Source organism: Serratia sp. PL7 (assembly GCF_945957435.1).
Genome location: NZ_CAMFLB010000003.1, coordinates 223,581 through 242,969, shown reverse-complemented (window position 1 = coordinate 242,969; position 19,389 = coordinate 223,581). Strand labels below are relative to the sequence as shown.

Here is a 19,389-nt window from a genome sequence, read left to right as displayed (position 1 = left end):
CGCTGCCAGAGGAGCAAGGGGCCCGGCGCAGCGGCCGGGCGGGGGATCAGCTGCGCGCCGGGGTGGGCTGCAGCGCGGCGGGTTGCGGTTCGGCGGCCGGGCGGTTTTGCAACACCGTCCAGATGACGATGGCGCCGAGAATGTCGAAGACCGACAGCGCGGCGAACAGTGGGCTGAAGCCGAGGGTGTCCGCCAGGGCGCCGACCACCAGGGCGAACAGCGTGCTGGCGGTCCAGGCCGCCATGCCGGTCAGCCCGTTGGCGGTCGCCACCTCATTGCGGCCGAACACGTCGGAAGAGAGGGTGATCAACGCGCCGGACAGCGCCTGATGGGCGAAGCCCCCGACGCACAGCAGCGCGATAGCCGCGTAAGGGCTGGTGAACAGGCCGATCATGCCGGGGCCGATCATCAACACCGCCCCCATCGTCACCACCAGCTTGCGTGAGACGATCAGGTTGACCTTGAAATACTTCTGGAACAGCGGTGGCAGATAACCGCCGACGATGCAGCCGAGATCGGCAAACAGCATCGGCATCCAGGCGAACATGGCGATCTCTTTCAGGTTAAAGCCGTAGGCCTTGAACATGAACAGCGGGATCCAGGCGTTGAAGGTGCCCCACGCCGGCTCCGCGAGAAAGCGCGGCAACGCGATGCCCCAGAACTGGCGATTGCGCACGATCTGCCAGGCGGACATCTTTTTGGCGTTAGAGGTCTGGTGCTGCGCTTCCTGGCCTTCGAGGATGTAACGGCGTTCTTCCTGGCTCAGTTTCTTCTGATCTTTCGGGTGTTTGTAGAACAGCAGCCAGCAGATGGCCCAGATCAGGCTCAGCACGCCGGTGATAATGAACGCCATCTCCCAGCTGTGCGCGACGATGGCCCATACCACCAGCGGCGGGGCGATCATGCCGCCGATCGACGAGCCCACGTTGAAATAGCCGACGGCGATCGAACGCTCTTTGGCCGGAAACCATTCGCTGCTGGCCTTCAGCCCGGCGGGGATCATTGCCGCTTCCGCCATGCCGACCGCGCCGCGCGCCAACGCCAGCCCGCCCCAACTGTTGGCCAGTGCGGTGCCCATGCAGAACAGCGCCCACAGAATGGCGAACATGGCGTAGCCGACCTTGGTGCCCAGCACGTCCAGCACGTAGCCCGCCACCGGTTGCATCACGGTGTAGCACGCGGAGTAGGCGGCGACGATATAGGAATACTGTTGGGTGGTGATGTGCAGCGTATCTTCCAGCGTCGGCGCCGCCACGGCAATGGCGTTGCGGGTCAGGTAACCCAGCACGGTGCCGATGGTCACCAGTCCGATCATGTACCAGCGTAACCCTTTAATTTTACGCATCCGAAGTGTCTCCCCGTTTGAAGGTGTGGCCGTCGATGCGGCTGGCGAGACAATAACCTGTCATACAGGTTTAAAAGTTGAGTGATATCACAAAAGGAATTATTCGCCTGAGCAATACTGTGGCCGGTGAAATAGGGCATTTTTGCCGGTAAATTGAGCGAAAAAGGGCGTAGAGAGAGGATGAACGGCAGACCTCGGGAAAAATCTGCTGGACGTTAGTAAAAATTGGTGTGATAACTTTTGTGATTCGAACCCCGTGCCGCACGGCAAGTAAGGAGCCCGAGATGGCGACGTTTTTGAGCGAAGATTTCCTGCTGGACAGCGAATTTGCCCGGCGCTTGTATCACGATTACGCGGCGCAGCAGCCGATTTTTGATTATCACTGTCATTTGCCGCCGCAGCAGATCGCGGAGAATACCCGCTTCAGCAACCTGTACGATATCTGGCTGCGGGGCGATCACTACAAATGGCGGGCGATGCGCACCAACGGCGTGGCGGAGCGGTTGTGCACCGGCGATGCGGGCGATCGCGAGAAATTCGACGCCTGGGCCGCCACGGTGCCGCACACCATCGGCAACCCGCTCTATCACTGGACGCATCTGGAGCTGCGCCGGCCGTTCGACATCACGGATACGCTGTTGTCGCCGGCCACGGCGGATGAAATCTGGCAGCGCGGCAATGCGCTGCTGGCGCAGGATGAGTTTCGCGCACGTGGCATCATGCAGCAGATGAATGTGAAAATGGTCGGCACCACCGACGATCCGATCGACGATCTGCGCCATCATCGGGCGATCGCCGACGATCATAGCTTCGATATCAAGGTGCTGCCGAGCTGGCGGCCGGACAAAGCTTTCACTATCGATGCGTCCGGCTTCAACGACTATCTGCGGCAGCTGGAGGCGGCGGCGGACACCGCCATCGGCCGCTTCAGCGCGCTGTGCGACGCCCTGTACAAGCGCATGGATCACTTCGCCACTCACGGTTGCAAAGTGGCCGATCATGCGCTGGACGTGGTGGTGTTCGGCGAGGCCGATGAAGCGGCGCTGGATGCGATACTGCTGCGCCGCCTGAACGGCGAGCTGCCGACGCCGGAACAGAGCGCCCAGTTCAAAAGCGCTGTGCTGCTGTTTTTGGCTGGCGAATACCGGCGCCGAGGCTGGGTGCAGCAGTATCACATTGGCGCGCTGCGCAATAACAACAGCCGCATGTTGGCCGCCGTCGGGCCGGATATCGGCTTCGACTCGATCAACGACCGGCCGCTGGCGGAACCGCTGTCGCGGCTGCTGGATGCTCAGGCGCGGCAGGGCGGTCTGCCAAAAACCATTCTTTATTGCCTCAATCCGCGCGATAACGAAGTGATCGGCACCATGATCGGCAATTTTCAGGGGGAAGGTACGCCGGGCAAGATGCAGTTCGGCTCCGGTTGGTGGTTCAACGATCAGAAGGACGGCATGCAGCGCCAAATGACGCAGCTGGCCCAGCTCGGGTTGCTGAGCCGCTTCGTCGGCATGCTGACCGACAGTCGCAGCTTCCTGTCGTATACGCGGCATGAATACTTCCGCCGCATCCTTTGCCAGATGATCGGCCGCTGGGTTGCGGACGGCGAAGCGCCGGCGGATATCGCGCTGCTGGGCGAGATGGTGAAAAACATCTGCTTCGACAACGCCAAAAACTATTTCGCCATCGAACTGGCGTAGCCGTTATCCGGGACTGGTTTATGCAAAGTACGATAAAGATTCACGAGCAGGATAACGTGGCGGTGGCGCTGCGCGATCTGGCCGCCGGAGAAATGCTTGAGTTGGGCGGGGAGCGTATTCAGCTGGCGCAGCCGGTGGCGCGCGGGCACAAGTTTGCGCTCGGCCCGATCGCCGAGGGCGAAGACATCATCAAATACGGCCAGCCGATCGGCCATGCGCTCGCGGCCATTGCGCCTGGGGAGCACATTCATTCGCAAAACGCCAAAACCAACCTGAGCGATCTGGACAGCTACCGTTACCAGCCGCAGTTCCCGGCGTTGCCGCCGCAGGCGGCGGATCGCGAGGTGCAGCTGTACCGCCGGGCCGGCGGCGACGTGGGGATCCGCAACGAGCTGTGGATCGTGCCGACCGTCGGCTGCGTCAACGGCATCGCCCGCCAGATCCAGCAGCGCTTTTTGCAGCAAACGCAGGCGGAGGGGATCGACGGCGTGCATCTGTTCAGCCATCCGTTCGGCTGCTCGCAGCTGGGGCAGGATCATGCCAACACCCGCATCATGCTGCAGAACATGGCGCGCCATCCCAATGCCGGCGCGGTGCTGGTGATCGGGTTGGGGTGCGAGAACAATCAGGTAGATGCTTTTCGCGCCACGCTGGGGATGGCGGACGAGCGGCGGCTGCGCTTTATGGTGTGCCAACAACAGGACGACGAGGTGGAAGCCGGGCTGGCGCTGTTGCACGAGCTGTACCGGGAGATGCGCTACGATCGCCGCGAGCCGGGCCGCCTGAGCGAGTTGAAGTTCGGCCTGGAGTGCGGCGGTTCGGACGGATTGTCGGGTATCACCGCCAACCCGCTGCTGGGGCGGTTCTCCGACTATGTGATAGCCAACGGCGGCACCACGGTGCTGACCGAAGTGCCGGAGATGTTCGGTGCCGAGCGCATTCTGATGAGCCGCTGCCGCGATGGGGAGACCTTCGAAAAAACCGTCGATATGATCAACGATTTCAAACGCTATTTCATCGCCCATCAACAGCCAATTTATGAGAATCCGTCGCCGGGCAACAAGGCCGGCGGCATCACTACGCTGGAGGAGAAATCGCTCGGCTGCACCCAAAAAGCGGGGCTAAGCCAGGTGGTAGACGTGCTGAAATACGGCGAGCGGCTGCGTGTGCCGGGGCTGAATCTGCTCAGCGCGCCGGGCAACGATGCGGTGGCGACCAGCGCGCTGGCCGGTGCCGGCTGCCATATGGTGCTGTTCAGCACCGGGCGCGGCACGCCGTACGGCGGCTTTGTGCCGACGGTGAAGCTGGCGACCAACAGCGAGCTGGCGGCGAAGAAACCGCACTGGATCGATTTCGACGCCGGCGGCCTGGTTCACGGCGTGGCGATGGAGACGCTGCTCAGCCGCTTCATCGATCTGATTGTCGAGATCGCCAGCGGTCGCCCGGCGCGTAATGAAACCAACGATTTCCGCGAGCTGGCGATCTTTAAGAGCGGGGTGACGCTGTAAAGCTGACAAAAAAGGCGCTCGAGGGAGCGCCTTTTTATGAAGCAACGCGCGATTAACGCACCTTCAGCGGGTCCTCGTTCGCCAGCCGTTGATCTTCCGCCTGGCAGGCCGCGGCGGTGAACAGCACGTCGGTGGAGGAGTTGAGGGCGGTTTCCGCCGAATCCTGCAGCACGCCGATAATAAAGCCGACCGCCACCACCTGCATCGCCACGTCGTTCGGAATGCCGAACATGTTGCACGCCAGCGGGATCAGCAACAGCGAGCCGCCGGCCACGCCGGAGGCGCCACAGGCGCACAGGGCGGCCACCACGCTCAGCAGCAGAGCGGTCGGGACGTCCACCGCGATGCCCAGCGTGTTCACCGCCGCCAGCGTCAGCACGGTGATGGTGATCGCCGCGCCGGCCATGTTGATGGTGGCGCCCAGCGGGATGGAAACCGAGTAGGTGTCCTCATTCAGGTTCAGCTTCTTGCACAGCTCCATGTTCACCGGAATGTTGGCGGCTGAGCTGCGGGTGAAGAAGGCGGTCACGCCGCTCTCGCGCAGGCAGGCGAACACCAGCGGATACGGATTGCGGCGGATTTTCCAGTAAACGATCAGCGGGTTGAGTACCAGCGCCACCAGCAACATGCAGCCGAGCAGCACCATCAGCAACTGGGCGTAGCCCCACAGCACACCGAAGCCGGTTTCCGCCAGCGTGGAGGCCACCAGGCCGAAGATGCCAAGCGGCGCACAGCGGATCACCGCGCGCACCACCAGCGTAACCGCATGGGACATGTCGTTGATCAGCCCCTTAGTGGTTTCGGAAGCGTGGCGCAGCGCCAGCCCCAGCCCGACGGCCCACGCCAGAATACCGATGTAGTTGGCGTTAATCAGCGCATGGAACGGGTTGGCCACCACGCTCATCAACAGACCCTTCATCACCTCCACAATGCCGCCCGGCGGGGTAATGTCCGTCGCGCCGGTGGTCAGCGCCAGCGTAGAAGGGAAGATAAAGCTGACGACGACCGCCACCAGCGCGGCGGCAAAGGTGCCCAGCAGGTAGAGGAACAGGATCGGGCGAATGTTGGTCTTCTGCCCCTGTTTATGGTTGGCGATCGAGGCCATCACCAGAATCAGCACCAGCACCGGCGCCACCGCTTTCAGCGCGCCGACGAACAGGGAACCGAGCAGGCCGACGGCCGCAGCGGCCGCCGGCGAAACCAGCGCCACCAGAATGCCGGCCACCAGGCCGACCATGATTTGTTTGACCAGGCTACCCTGCGTGATCCTTTGTAATAGTTTTTGCATAGTGCTTTCTTCCTGATGTTATCTGGCCGCCACGGCGGGAACGACGTCGGGCAGCTTTATATGATTCTGTAACTAAGTGTGTTTGCCGAATTAGTATTCAGCAATCGAATGAGGTTGGAAAGAGGCGAGGGTGAAATTCTGAGCGCGGATCAACACTTGATAACATACTGGTTACATTTGTGTGATCGCAATAACGTTTGGCGTTTTGGGGGAATTGCCAAACAATCGCGGGGCGACTAGCGCCCCGGATAACAGATTATGGTTATTTCTTCGCCAGGCGATCGTTGCGGTGATTGACCCAGGCGTTGATCAGCAAAGTGAGCGTCAGGATGCCCGCCACCACGCCGAGCGAGATGCCGATCGGGATGTGGAAGAAGTCGATAATCAGCATCTTGATACCGATAAACACCAGGATCACCGACAGGCCGTATTTCAGCATCGAGAAACGTTCCGCCACGTTGGCCAGCAGGAAGTACATGGCGCGCAGGCCCATGATGGCGAACAGGTTAGAGGTCAGCACGATGAACGGGTCGGTGGTCACGGCGAAGATCGCCGGAATGCTGTCCACCGCGAAAATCACGTCGCTCAGTTCCACCAGGATCAGCACCAGCACCAGCGGGGTGGCGAACAGGATGCCGTTGCGGCGCACGAAGAAACGCTCGCCTTCCAGGCTGTCGGTCATGCGCAGGCGGCTGCGCAGCCATTTCACCAGCGGCTTGTCGCCGATCGCCGAATCATCTTCCTTCGCCAGCGCCATCTTGATACCGGTGAACAGCAGGAAAGCGCCGAACAGATACAGCAGCCACTGGAACTGGCTGACCAGCCAGCTGCCGGCGAAGATCATGATGGTGCGTAGCACGATCGCGCCCAGCACGCCGTAGATCAGCACCCGCCGTTGCAGGTTGGCCGGCACGGCGAAGTAGCTGAACAGCATCAGCCAGACGAACACGTTATCCACCGCCAGCGCTTTTTCGATCAGGTAGCCGGTCAGGAAGGCCAGCGCCTGGGTATCGGCGACGGCGCGCCCGGCGGTTTCATTCAGGTAGTACCAGAAACCGAAATTGAACAGCAGAGAGAGGCTGACCCACACCAGCGACCAGCTGGCGGCCTGCTTCAGGGTCATGGTGTGCGCGCCTTTACGGCCCTGCAACAGGAGATCGATTGCGAGCATCACGACTATGACGGCGGCGAAGCTGCCCCATAACCACGGTGTGCCAACGGAATTCATCATCAGAGGTATCCTTCAAAAACAAAAACGGCCAACGTCGGAAGACGCCAGCCGCTCTGTGAACGCTGCAAGCAAACCTCGCCTTCCGGCAAGGTCTCACTTACAACGTTGATGAAGGTAAGGTGATTACACCTTTGACATCAGGTTGCCCGGTAACCGGATGCTTGCGCATCGTAATGACGATTGACCGGCAATGAAGTTACTCCCCTTTGCAGAGCAGAAAGTAATGCAAAATGTGTCGGCGGTCAACGTGAATCGCGTTAGCCGGCCATCGCTTTTTGCGCGCCGAGGCTGACGACGAATCCCTGCAGCAGCAGGCGGCTGAACGGCGTGTCGCTAACCTGTTGTTGTTGCTGGTGGTAGCGCGCTTGCTGCTCGGGATGCAGCTCGCCGAGCCACTGCAGATACTGGCTCATCACCGCGCCGTTGAATTCCGGGTGGAACTGGGTGGTCAGGGCATGATCGCCATAGCGCAGGATCTGGTGCGCATCCTGCTGCGAACGCGCCAGCGTCTGCGCGCCGGCGGGCGGCGTGAGCACGCTCTGCGAGTGGATCAGGTTGGCTTTAAAGCGCGGCGGCAGCAGGGTGAGCCGCCGGTCTTCGGCCGCGGCGGGCAGCAGTTCGATCTCCAGCGTGCCGACCTCCATGCCCTGCGGGTGGTAACCCACTTCGCCGCCGAGCGCGTAGGCCAACAGCTGGTGGCCGTAGCAGACGCCGAACAGCGGCAGTTTGATCGCCATCGCCTGGCGCAGCCATTCGGCGGCCTCCTCGCTCCACGGCAGCCGTTCGGTCACCATCGCCGGCGAGCCGGTGATGACCACGCCGCAATAGGCGGCCGGCGGCAACGGCCGCTCGCCGGCGGGCAGATGCACGATGTGCGCGCGTTCGGCGTCGATGTTGCCCTGTTGCAGAAACATGCCTTCAAAGTTGGCCAATTCCTGACGAATGGCCTGCGGCGCGTCGCCGGTTTGCATCACGAGCAGCGGTTTCATCTCATTCTCCGTCGGCGGGGAAAACGACGCCGGTCTGGCGGCGGATGTCGGTCAGCAGGCGGGCGACGATCAGCGAATTCTCCAGCCCTGGATGTTCCACCTGACGCTTCTCAACCAACTCGGCGAAGGCCAGCGCCTCATACAGCATGGTGTTGATGTGCTGCGGCTGGCTCAGATCCTGGCGGTTGCCGCCGCGCGGCGTCAGCGCCACGCCCTGGCACTCGGAAATCTTGTCGATAATCAGCGTGCCTTCCTCCCCCTGGATCTCACTGGGGATCGCCGAGTCGCTGACCTTGGAATGGGAAAGCGTGACGTCGAAATCGCCGTAGTTCAGGCAGACGGTGCCGTGGGCGTCCACGCCGGTATCGAGCAGCGTGGCGCTGGCGAGCACCGACTGCGGCGCGCCGAACAGCGCCACCGCGCTGGCCAGGCAGTAGTAGCCGATGTCCATGATGGAGCCGTTGGAGAACTGTGGATTAAAGGTGTTGGGGTTCTCGCCGGCCAGGTAGCGCGGGTAGCGCGAAGAGTATTGGCAGTAGTTGATGAAGGCTTTGCGCAGCCGGCCGATTTTCGGCAATGCCTGTTGCAGTGCCAGAAAATTCGGCAGATAGGCGCTTTTGAACGCCTCGAACAGCACCACCTGATTTTCCCGCGCGCAGGCTACCAGCTGTTCCGCTTCGCGTTGGTTGGAGGCCAGCGGTTTTTCGCAGATCACGTGCTTTTTATGGCGCAGGAACAGCAGCGATTGCGGGCAGTGCAGGGAATTGGGGCTGGCGATATACACCGCGTCTATGGCGTCGGACTGGGCCATCGCCTCGAGAGAGTCGAAAAACTGCGTGACCTGATAGTTGGCGCCAAACGCCTGCGCCTGTTCCAGCGAGCGTGAATACACGGCGCTCAACTTGAGTTTGCCGCTTTCATGGGCGGCATCGATAAAACGTTCCGTAATCCAGTTGGTGCCGACGACGGCAAAGCGAATCATGGCGAGCTCCGATCCAGGCTTAAAACCGCAGATTATCACGCCCTCATTCGCTATGCATACAGCTCGCCGAACAGCGAAAGGTGCGTCAGATACAGCCGGGTATCGAACTCCAACTGGTGGTAATCCGGCTCCATATGGCAGCACAGACTGTAGAATGCCTTGTTGTGATCTTTCTCTTTCAGGTGCGCCAGCTCATGCACCACGATCATGCGCAGGAACGGTTCGGGCGCGACCTTGAACACCGTCGCCACGCGGATTTCCGCCTTGGCCTTCAGCTTGCCGCCCTGCACGCGCGAGATGGCAGTGTGCAGGCCCAGCGCGTGCTTCATGACGTGGATCTTGCTGTCGTAGGCCACCTTGCTCAGCGGCTGGGCGTTGCGCAGATACTGGTTTTTCAGATCGACGGTAAACTGATACAGCGACTTGTCGGTGGTGCAGTCGTGCACCTGCGGATAGCGCTGCAGCAGCACGTCTCCCAGCCGGTTCTGGTGGATCAATTGCTGCACCTGGCTTTGCAGATGCGTTGGGTAGCCTTGCAGGTAGGTCAATTCAGACATTCTTGTTCCGTATCAACGGCCATTCAGCCGGTCATTCTATGCTGTTTTTTCGCTCAAATCCTGACATACGCAATTTATCCGAAAAAACATTTTACTGACGGGCGTTTTTAGGGGATAAACAGCCCAAATTTTATCAGTCAGGAGGGGCAATGAGCCAACTCGATCTGGGAACACAGCAACTTGAGCTGGAGCGTTATCCCCAACAGGAAGAATCCACCCAACTGCAGGCGTGGGAAGCTGCGGACGAATATCTGCTGCAACAGCTTGAAAACGTAGATATCGGTGGCCGCCCGGTGCTGATTTTCAACGATAACTTCGGCACCCTGGCCTGTGCGCTGCACGCGCATCGTCCTTACAGCGTCAGCGACTCGTACATGAGCCAGCTGGCGACGCGTCACAACCTCAAGCTCAACGGTCTGGATCCTGAGCAGGTCACGCTGTTGGACAGCCTCGCCGAGCTGCCGGCGGCGCCGGCGGTGGTGCTGATTCGCGTGCCGAAAGCGCTGGCGCTGCTGGAACAGCAGCTGCGCGCGCTGCGCCACGTCGTGACCGAAGACACGCTGATCGTTGCCGGTGCCAAAGCGCGCGACGTGCACACCTCGACGATGCAGCTGTTTGAAAAAGTGCTGGGTCCAACGCGCACCAGCCTGGCGTGGAAGAAGGCGCGCCTGATCTTCTGCCAGGCGGCGGACATCGTCCCGCCGGCGGCGGCGGAAACCACCAACTGGACGCTGGACGGCACCGATTGGCTGATCCACAACCACGCCAACGTCTTCTCGCGCGGCAGCCTGGATATCGGCGCGCGCCTGTTCCTGGAGCATCTGCCGCGCGGCCTGAACGGCCATATCGTCGATCTGGGCTGCGGCAACGGCGTGATTGGCCTGACGGCGCTGGCGCAAAACCCGGAAGCGCAGGTGACCTTCGTCGATGAATCTTACATGGCGGTGGCCTCCAGCGAGCTAAATGTGGAGCACAATCTGCCACAAGAGCTGGATCGCTGTCAGTTTGAGGTGAACAACGCGCTGGCGGGCATCGAGCGTGAAAGCGTGCAGGCGGTGCTGTGCAACCCACCGTTCCACCAGCAACACGCCATTACCGATCACACCGCCTGGCAGATGTTCTGCGACGCCAAGCGCTGCCTGCAGGTGGGTGGCGAATTGCGCATCGTCGGCAACCGTCACCTCGACTACCATCAGAAACTCAAGCGCCTGTTCGGCAACTGCACGCTGGTGGCCTCGAACAAGAAGTTCGTGATCCTGAAAGCGGTGAAATCCGGTGCGCGTCGCTGAGCGTGAATAACCAGGGGCGTCGGGCGCCCCTCAGTCTGTAGACAAAGGGGAAAAAGCGTGGTTTTTCCCCTTTTGTGGTTATCAGCCGAAAATCAATAAATTGATTTTCCTTGTTTTCTTTTCGCTGGTCTCTGCCAACCCGGCATGGGGATGAGGTTTGTCATCAATATCAGGGGCGCCGGGCGCCCCTTTTTTACAGTGACATCGCCAGCCGCGTGCCCTGATCGATCGCACGGCGGGCGTCCAGCTCGGCAGCCACGTCGGCGCCGCCGATCAGGTGCACGATTTTCCCCATCGCCAGCAGCGGCTGCTGCAGCTCGCGGCGCGGTTCCTGCCCGGCGCAGACGATCACCGTGTCCACCGGCAGGCAACTTTCCTGCTCGGCGCGGGTGATGTGCAGCCCTTCATCGTCGATCAGCCGATAGCTGACGCTATTGAGCATCTTCACGCCGCGCATCGCCAGGCTGGCGCGGTGGATCCAACCGGTGGTTTTCCCCAGGCCTTCGCCTACCTTGCTGGTTTTACGTTGCAACAGGTAGATCTGCCGCGCGGCGCGTGGCGCCTGAGGGCCTTGCGCTGCAAGCCCGCCGCGTTGCTCAAGGCGACCATCGATGCCCCATTCGCGGTTGAATTCCGTCTGATCCAGGCTGCTGGACATGCCGTGCTGGCTAAGGTACTCGGCGGTGTCGAAGCCGATGCCGCCGGCGCCGATGATCGCCACCCGCTGGCCGACCGGTTTTTTATCGCGCAGCACGTCCAGATAGCTCAGAACCTTGGCGTGCCCGATGCCGGGGATGTCCGGGGTGCGCGGCACGATGCCGCAGGCGAGGATCACTTCGTCGAATTCGCTTAAATCCGCCGCCTCGACCTTGACGCCCAACCTGACCGTCACTTCGCGCAGCGCCAACTGGCGGCGGAAGTAACGCAGGGTTTCATGGAATTCTTCCTTGCCGGGGATTTGTTTGGCGATGTTGAACTGGCCGCCGATCTGCTCGGCGGCGTCGAACAGCGTCACCTGATGGCCACGGCTGGCGGCGGTGGTGGCAAACGCCAGCCCGGCGGGGCCGGCGCCGATCACCGCCAGCTTTTTCGGTTTCTCCGCCATCGTCAGCGGCATTTCGGTTTCGCGGCAGGCGCGCGGGTTGACCAGGCAGGAGGTCAGCTTGCCTTCAAATATCTGGTCGAGGCAGGCCTGGTTGCAGCCGATGCAGGTATTGATCTCGTCGGCGCGCCCCTCGGCGGCTTTCTGCACAAAGGCGGCGTCGGCAAGGAACGGGCGCGCCATCGACACCATGTCGGCACAGCCGTCCGCCAGCACCTGCTCGGCCACCGCCGGATCGTTGATGCGGTTGGTGGTGATCAGCGGGATGCTGACCTTGCCCATCAGCTTGCGGGTTACCCAGCTGAATCCGGCGCGCGGCACCATGGTGGCGATGGTCGGGATGCGCGCTTCGTGCCAGCCGATGCCGGTATTGATGATCGTGGCGCCCGCCTGTTCGACCGCCAGCGCCAGCTGTTCGATCTCCTGCCAGCTGGAGCCGTCCTCCACCAGATCGAGCATCGACAGCCGGTAGATCAGAATGAATGCCGGGCCCACGGCCTGGCGCACCGCCCTGACGGTCTCGACGGCGAACCGCATGCGGTTGGTGAAGCTGCCGCCCCATTGGTCGTCGCGCTGATTGGTGCGAGTCGTCAAGAATTGGTTGATCAGGTAGCCTTCGGATCCCATCACCTCAACGCCGTCATAGCCGGCCTGCTGCGCCAGCGCCGCGCAGCGGGCGAAGTCGGCGATAGTCTGTTCAATGTCTGCCGTGCTGAGCGCGCTCGGCGTAAACGGGTTGATTGGCGCCTGCAGCGCGGAAGGGGCCACCAGCTTGGGTTGATAGCTGTAGCGGCCGGTGTGCAGGATCTGCAGCGCAATTTTGCCGCCCGCCCGGTGGACGGCCTCGGTTACCGGGCGGTGGTGAGGCAATTGCGCCTCGCTGTTGAGGATCGAACCGCCGCGAAACACCACGCCCTGTTCGTTCGGGGCAATGCCGCCGGTGACGATCAGCGCCACGCCGGCGGCGGCGCGCTCGGCATAGAACGCGGCCAGGCGCTGCGGGCCGTCGGGCAGCTCTTCCAGGCCGGTATGCATCGATCCCATCAGCACCCGGTTTTTCAGGGTGGTGAAGCCGAGATCCAGCGGCGCCAGCAGGTGAGGGTAATTGCTCATTGCACTCTCCATCGGGTGAAATCGGGGCCCGTTGTTATAATTATGTGAACACAAGTGGTCGGATGAGATAAATCTAGCCGTTGTCATGCCGCTTGGGAATCTGCGTTGCGCCGAATGTGATAGACGTCATGAATCTCAGACTCTGTTTGCATAACGAACAAAAGATCGGTTAACCTTTGCGCGTTGTAAATTCCTTCTCTCTGCGGAGCCATAACCGAAAATGAACACCCACACCTGTTGATATCTGGTCCCACGCTGTGCGCTCTTGCGCCCTGTGGGGATGTTTTGATCTCATTCAGGAGTGCTTATGGCTCATTTTGCGCAGTCCCCTTATTTCGTTTTACATCAACTGACCTGCCAATTTGCTGACGGCGAAACGCTGTTCGGCCCGCTGGATCTCGCTTTCGATCGGCAGCGCTGTGGCCTGGTGGGACGCAACGGCGTCGGCAAAACCCAGCTGCTGCGCCTGATCGCCGGGTTGGATCGGCCGGGTAACGGTCACGTCGAATCTCATGCCGCAGTAGCTTACGTTGCGCAGCAGCCGGAGATCGCCGCGGACACCACGCTGGCCCAGCTGTTGGGCTATGGCGAGGCGTTCGCCGCGCTGGCGCGTCTCGAGCAGGGGCGGCCGCTGGCGGACGATATCGATCGTCTGGAAGGGCGCTGGGATCTCAACGATCGCCTGCAAAACGCCTTCGCCGCCGCCGGGCTGCCGGCCTTCGATCCGTTGCGATCCGCCAGTTCGCTGAGCGGCGGCGAGCGGATGCGCGCGGCGCTGTGCGGCGCCTTGCTCGGCGAAGCGGATTTTCTGCTGCTGGACGAACCGACCAACCACCTCGACAGCGTCGGGCGCGCCTGGCTGTATCAGCAGCTGGATCAGTGGCGGGGCGGGTTGCTGATCGCCAGCCATGACCGGCAGCTGCTGGCGCACATGGAGCGCATCGTCGAACTGACGCCCGGCGCGCTGCGCAGCTACGGCGGCAACTATGATGACTACCGGCGCCAGCGCGATACAGAGCAGCAGGCGGCGCGCGCCGATCTGGAGCATGCGCGCGAGGAGCGCCGCCGCACCCGCGCCCGCCAACAGAAAGAGCACGACATGAGCCAGCGGCGCTCGGCGCAAACGCTGCGCGTCGTCGATACGCTGAATATCGCCTCTTTCGAGCGGGTGGCCTACAAGTCGGCGGCGAAAGAGAGCCTCGGCACGCTGCGCAAACAGCATCAGGATCGGCGCGACAGCCTCGATGCGGCGGTGCGCGAAGCCTACCAGCGGGTGGAAGAGGAACAGCCGGTGTTGCTGGCGCTGCCGGGCAGCGAAGTGAACGCGAACAAGCAGGTGCTGGTGCTCGAGCGGCTGCAGCTGCCGTTCGTCAGCGCGCCGCCGCTCGATCTGCGTATCGACGGCCCGATGCGCGTGGCGCTGACCGGCCCCAACGGCTGCGGTAAATCCACCTTACTGAAGAGCGTTCTCGGTCAGCTGACGGCGCTTTCCGGCCATTGTCATTGCCCGCTGTCGACCGCCTACCTCGATCAAACCCTGTCGCAGCTCGACCCGAATCTGTCGGTGATGGAGCATCTGGGGCTGCAGGATTCACCGTTGGCGGAAGGCGCGTTGCGCACCCGGCTGGCGCAGTTGCAGCTTGGCGCGGATCGCATCGCGTTGCCGCTGGGCTCGCTGAGCGGCGGTGAACGCTTGAAGGCGGCGCTGGCCTGCGCGCTGTGGCGGCGACAACCGGCGCAGCTGCTGTTGCTCGACGAGCCGACCAACCACCTGGATCTGGCGTCGTCGCTGGCGATCGAAACCGCGCTGGCGGATTTCCCCGGCGCGATGCTGGTGGTGTCGCACGACGAAGACTTCCTGCAGGCGCTGAGGCCGACGCACCGCCTGAACAGGCAAGCGGACGGCTGGCGGCTTCAGGCCTGGTGAGGCAGGCGGGCGGCGATCTGACCTAGTGCGGGGCGTTGATGCACGCCAGCAACTGGGTGAAGGCCGCGGCCATCTGTTCTTCCGGCACGCAGGCAAACCCCATCAGCAGGCCGCGCCGGCGGTTGGGCAGCATGTAGTAGCGCGACAGCGGCCGCACCAGCACCCCCTGCGCGCCGGCGGCGGCGGCGATCGCCACGTCGTCGGCCTCGTCCGGCAGGTTGAGGATCAGGTGCAATCCGGCGTTGCTGTTGAATTCGCTGAGCGCCTGTTTGCCGAGGTGCTGTTCGATCAGGCCGGTCAGGAAGGCGCGCCGCCGGGCGTACAGCAGCCGCATGCGACGGATGTGCGCGGTGTAGTGCCCCTCTTGGATGAATTCCGCCAGCGCGCTCTGGATCAGCAGGTGCCCGCCGCGATACAGCTCGGCGTGGGCGGTTTTCAGCGGCTGCACCAGCGGCGGCGGCAATACCACATAGCCGAGGCGCAGCGCCGGGTAGAGCGTTTTGCTGAAGGTGCCGATGTAGATCACCGGCGCGTCGGCCTCCAGCCCTTGCAGCGCCGGGATCGGTTGGCCGGAAAAGCGGAATTCGCTGTCGTAGTCGTCCTCGACGATCCAGCCGCCGGCGTTGCGCGCCAGCGCCAGCAGCCGTTGGCGGCGCGCCAGGCTCATCACCGAGCCGAGCGGATACTGGTGCGACGGGGTGACGAAAATCAGGCGGGGTGGCGTCGTTGGCTGCTCCGGCGGCACCAGCCCGGCCTCGTCCACCGCCAGCGGGCAGATGTTCAACGCATTGATGCGCAGGATATTGCGGATCCCCCAATAGCCCGGTTCTTCGATCCAGGCGTCATCCCCCGGATTGCACAACATGCGCGTCACCAGATCGATCGCCTGATGGATGCCTTCAGTGATCAGGATCTGTTCCGGCGAGCAGCGCACCGAGCGCGCCACCCGTAAATACTCCACCAACGCATGCTGCAGCTCCGGGCTGCCGCCCTGATTGCTGTAGGTCAGCCGCTGCGGCACCGGGCGGCGGCTGAGGCGCGCCTGGATCTTGCTGAACAGCTGATGGGGAAAGGCGTTGACGTCGGGGACGCCGGGAATGAATGCCCCCCACTGTTTGGGGCTGGCGCTGGCGTGGTGCAGCAGCGTGGCGCCGCGCTCCGACAGTTCGACGCGCCGCGGTTGCCCGCTGCCGTCCGCCGGAGCGCCGCCGGTGGATAGGCAGCTGTCCGGCACCGTGTCGGCGACGAAGGTGCCGCTGCCGGCGCGCGCCGATACGTAGCCTTCCGCCAGCAGTTGTTCATAAACGGTTAATACGGTGTTGCGGGACAGGCTGAGCTCCTGCGCCAGATCGCGCGAGGCGGGTAGGCGGCTGGAGGGCGGCAGGCTGCCGTCGAGAATGCTGGTGCGGATCGCGTTGTAAAGCCGCTTGTGCAGCTTGTCATCGGGCTGTTCGCCGAGGCGTTGCAGCAACAGATCACCACTCAATGAGCGCAATTGGATCCCTCAATTATTCGTAACTGGCACTCGATTATAGGGCCACATCCTGTGTAAATAAACGGCATTGTTTCACGAATGTGAACGAAACGTGTAACTGGCACCGACCGGAGAGAACAGCATGAAAAACGCAGAATTGAACCAACGCCGTCAGGACGCCACCCCGCGCGGAGTGGGCGTGATGTGTGGTTTTTACGCCGAGCGCGCAGAGAACGCCACGCTGTGGGATGTGGAAGGCAAAGAAGTGATCGACTTTGCCTCGGGGATCGCCGTGCTGAACACCGGCCACCGCCACCCGAAAGTGATCGCCGCAATTGAAAAGCAGCTGCAGGCCTTCACCCACACCGCCTATCAGATCGTTCCTTACGAAAGCTATGTCTCGTTGGCGGAGCGCATCAACCAGCGCGCGCCGATCGCCGGTCCGTGTAAAACCGCTTTCTTCACCACCGGCGCGGAAGCGGTGGAAAACGCGGTGAAGATCGCCCGCGCTTACACCGGCCGTCCGGGCTTGATCACCTTCGGCGGCGGCTTCCACGGCCGCACCTATATGACCATGGCGCTGACCGGCAAAGTGGCGCCTTACAAACTGGGCTTTGGCCCATTCCCCGGCTCGGTGTTCCACGGCCAGTACCCGAACGCGCTGTACGGCGTGACCACCGAAGACGCGATGAACAGCCTGGATCGCCTGTTTAAAGCGGATATCGATCCCAAGCAGGTGGCGGCGATCGTGCTGGAGCCGGTGCAGGGCGAGGGCGGCTTCAACGTGGCGCCGGCCGAGTTCATGCAGGCGCTGCGTGCGCTGTGTGACCAGCACGGCATTCTGCTGATCGCCGACGAGGTGCAGACCGGCTTCGCCCGTACCGGCAAGCTGTTCGCCATGGAGCACTACAGCGTTAAGCCCGATTTGATCACCATGGCGAAAAGCCTGGCGGGCGGCATGCCGCTGTCGGCGGTGGCGGGCCGCGCCGAGGTGATGGACGCGCCGGCACCGGGCGGGCTGGGCGGCACCTATGCCGGTAACCCGCTGGCGGTGGCCGCCGCGCACGCGGTGCTGGACGTGATCGACGAAGAGCAGCTGTGCCAGCGCGCCCAGCGCTTGGGGCAGCACCTGGTGGAAGTGCTCCAGCAGGCGCGCAAAACCAGCCCGGCGATCGCCGATGTGCGCGCGCAGGGATCGATGGTGGCGGTGGAGTTCAACGATCCGGCTACCGGTAAACCTTCAGCCGATATCACCCGTCAGGTGCAGCAGAAGGCGATGGCGGAAGGGCTGCTGCTGCTGAGCTGCGGCGTGAACGGCAACGTGATCCGCTTCCTCTACCCGCTGACCATCCCGGACGATCAGTTCACCAAGGCGATGGGCATTCTGTCCCGCGCGCTGGCCCACTAAGGAGCGAACGGCATGAAATTGAACAATCCCGAGCTGCTGCGCAGCCAGTGTCTGATCAACGGCGAATGGTGCGATGCCCTGAGCGGCAAACGCGAAGCGGTGATCAATCCGGCCACCGGTGCCGAACTGGCCAGCATTCCGCTGGTCAGCGAAGAGGAAACCCAGCAGGCGATCGCGGCGGCGCAGCGGGCGCAAAATGACTGGAAACAGCTGACCGCCAAGCAGCGTTCTGCGCTGCTGTTGGCCTGGGCCGACAAGGTGTTGGCCGCGCAGGAAGATCTGGCGCAGCTGATGACCGCCGAGCAGGGCAAATCGCTGGCGGAAGCGCGCGGCGAAGTGGCGTACGCCGCGTCGTTCATCACCTGGTTCGCCGAAGAGGCCAAGCGGGTGGACGGCGCGGTATTGCAGGCGCCGCAGGCTTCGCAGCGCCTGGTGGTGGTGAAGCAGCCGATCGGCGTGTGCGCGGCCATCACCCCGTGGAATTTCCCGGCGGCGATGATCACCCGCAAGGTGGCGCCGGCGCTGGCGGCAGGCTGCGCCATCATCGTCAAACCGGCCGAGCAAACGCCGCTGACCGCGCTGGCGCTGGCCAAGCTGGCGCAGGACGCCGGCATTCCCGCCGGCGTTTTGCAGGTGGTGACCGGCGAAGCGGCGCAGGTGGGCAAGGTGCTGTGCGACAGCCCGGTGGTGCGCAAGCTGAGCTTTACCGGCTCGACCGAGGTCGGCCGCATCCTGATGGCGCAGTGCGCGCCGAGCATCAAGAAACTGTCGCTGGAGCTGGGCGGCAATGCGCCGGTCATCGTGTTTGACGACGCCAATCTGGACGCGGCGGTGGCGGGCATCATGGCCTCCAAATTCCGCAACAGCGGCCAGACCTGCGTGTGCGCCAACCGTATCTACGTGCAGGACGGCATCTACGAGCGGCTGGCGGAGAAGCTGGTGGCGGCAGTCGAGCAGCTGAAAGTGGGAGACGGCAGCCACGAAGGCACCACCCAGGGGCCGTTGATCGACAGCGATGCGGTAGCGAAGGTGCAGAGCCATATCGACGACGCGCTGATCAAAGGGGCGCAGATCGCCACCGGCGGCCAGCCGCACGCGCTGGGCGGCACCTTCTTCCAGCCGACGGTGGTGACCGGCGTAACGCAGAAGATGCGCTTCGCCAAAGAAGAGACCTTCGGGCCGGTGGCGCCGCTGTTCCGCTTCCATGACGAGGCGGAAGCCATCGCCATGGCCAACGACACCGAATTCGGCCTGGCCGCCTACCTGTTCACGCAGAACGCCGCGCGCCAGTGGCGCGTGCCGGAGGCGCTGGAGTACGGCATGGTCGGCATCAACACCGGGCTGATTTCCAACGAAGTGGCGCCGTTCGGCGGCGTGAAACAGTCAGGGCTCGGGCGTGAAGGATCGCGCTACGGGATAGAAGAATATCTGGAGCTGAAATACCTGTGTATCGATGTGAGCTGTTGAGCGTCAGGACGT

The 19,389-nt window shown here is 62.7% G+C and carries 14 protein-coding genes; 6 read left to right on the top strand and 8 right to left on the bottom strand.

Annotated features, from left to right (window positions below):
• Positions 1–46 precede the first annotated feature (46 nt).
• Positions 47–1,345 carry an MFS transporter gene (locus N6G83_RS19265; protein ID WP_025304349.1) on the bottom strand — a complete coding sequence of 433 codons (1,299 nt, stop codon included), beginning with the start codon at positions 1,343–1,345 and terminating at the stop codon, positions 47–49.
• Between the two features lie 284 nt (positions 1,346–1,629).
• Here N6G83_RS19265 and uxaC point away from each other — a divergent pair, with 284 nt between their 5' ends.
• Together uxaC and N6G83_RS19255 are read left to right on the top strand one after the other, a co-directional pair.
• Entirely contained in the window at positions 1,630–3,042 is a 1,413-nt protein-coding gene (gene uxaC / locus N6G83_RS19260; protein WP_025304348.1) for a glucuronate isomerase, read from the top strand.
• 20 nt (positions 3,043–3,062) lie between these two features.
• Positions 3,063–4,550, top strand: coding sequence for a UxaA family hydrolase (locus N6G83_RS19255; protein ID WP_025304347.1), 1,488 nt, complete (start codon positions 3,063–3,065; stop codon positions 4,548–4,550).
• 52 nt (positions 4,551–4,602) lie between these two features.
• Here N6G83_RS19255 and sstT read toward each other — a convergent pair whose 3' ends face one another.
• The 5 genes from sstT to N6G83_RS19230 all read right to left on the bottom strand — a co-directional run bounded on the left by sstT (position 4,603) and on the right by N6G83_RS19230 (position 9,597).
• Positions 4,603–5,838 carry a serine/threonine transporter SstT gene (sstT, locus tag N6G83_RS19250; RefSeq protein WP_025304346.1) on the bottom strand — a complete coding sequence of 412 codons (1,236 nt, stop codon included), beginning with the start codon at positions 5,836–5,838 and terminating at the stop codon, positions 4,603–4,605.
• 262 nt (positions 5,839–6,100) lie between these two features.
• Entirely contained in the window at positions 6,101–7,069 is a 969-nt protein-coding gene (locus N6G83_RS19245) for a TerC family protein (protein ID WP_043142026.1), read from the bottom strand.
• A 257-nt stretch (positions 7,070–7,326) separates the two neighbouring features.
• On the bottom strand, positions 7,327–8,058 hold the full coding sequence (locus N6G83_RS19240) for a glutamine amidotransferase (protein WP_164063430.1): 732 nt from the start codon (positions 8,056–8,058) through the stop codon (positions 7,327–7,329).
• Between the two features lies 1 nt (position 8,059).
• Positions 8,060–9,040 (bottom strand): Gfo/Idh/MocA family protein, encoded by a 981-nt coding sequence (locus tag N6G83_RS19235; RefSeq protein WP_025304343.1) that lies wholly within the window; start codon positions 9,038–9,040, stop codon positions 8,060–8,062.
• Positions 9,041–9,090: 50 nt separating this feature from the next.
• Positions 9,091–9,597, bottom strand: coding sequence for a M48 family metallopeptidase (locus N6G83_RS19230; protein WP_004937154.1), 507 nt, complete (start codon positions 9,595–9,597; stop codon positions 9,091–9,093).
• Between the two features lie 149 nt (positions 9,598–9,746).
• On the opposite strand from N6G83_RS19230, the gene rlmG reads away from it, so the two are divergent.
• A complete protein-coding gene (gene rlmG / locus N6G83_RS19225) occupies positions 9,747–10,886 on the top strand; it encodes a 23S rRNA (guanine(1835)-N(2))-methyltransferase RlmG (RefSeq protein ID WP_193402409.1) in 1,140 nt (379 codons plus the stop codon).
• 193 nt (positions 10,887–11,079) lie between these two features.
• On the opposite strand, the gene N6G83_RS19220 is transcribed toward rlmG, so the two are convergent.
• Positions 11,080–13,101 carry an FAD-dependent oxidoreductase gene (locus N6G83_RS19220; RefSeq protein WP_060448040.1) on the bottom strand — a complete coding sequence of 674 codons (2,022 nt, stop codon included), beginning with the start codon at positions 13,099–13,101 and terminating at the stop codon, positions 11,080–11,082.
• A gap of 307 nt (positions 13,102–13,408) precedes the next feature.
• Between N6G83_RS19220 and N6G83_RS19215 the strand changes: the two genes are divergently transcribed.
• Positions 13,409–15,028, top strand: a complete 1,620-nt coding sequence (locus tag N6G83_RS19215; protein WP_260515719.1) for an ABC-F family ATP-binding cassette domain-containing protein — start codon at positions 13,409–13,411, stop codon at positions 15,026–15,028.
• 22 nt (positions 15,029–15,050) lie between these two features.
• Here the strand turns inward: N6G83_RS19215 and N6G83_RS19210 are convergent, their stop codons facing one another.
• On the bottom strand, positions 15,051–16,523 hold the full coding sequence (locus N6G83_RS19210) for a PLP-dependent aminotransferase family protein (RefSeq protein WP_193402411.1): 1,473 nt from the start codon (positions 16,521–16,523) through the stop codon (positions 15,051–15,053).
• Between the two features lie 121 nt (positions 16,524–16,644).
• Between N6G83_RS19210 and N6G83_RS19205 the strand changes: the two genes are divergently transcribed.
• Positions 16,645–17,910 carry a 4-aminobutyrate--2-oxoglutarate transaminase gene (locus N6G83_RS19205; protein ID WP_197836044.1) on the top strand — a complete coding sequence of 422 codons (1,266 nt, stop codon included), beginning with the start codon at positions 16,645–16,647 and terminating at the stop codon, positions 17,908–17,910.
• A 12-nt stretch (positions 17,911–17,922) separates the two neighbouring features.
• A complete protein-coding gene (locus tag N6G83_RS19200) occupies positions 17,923–19,377 on the top strand; it encodes an NAD-dependent succinate-semialdehyde dehydrogenase (RefSeq protein ID WP_043142047.1) in 1,455 nt (484 codons plus the stop codon).
• Positions 19,378–19,389: the final 12 nt, after the last annotated feature.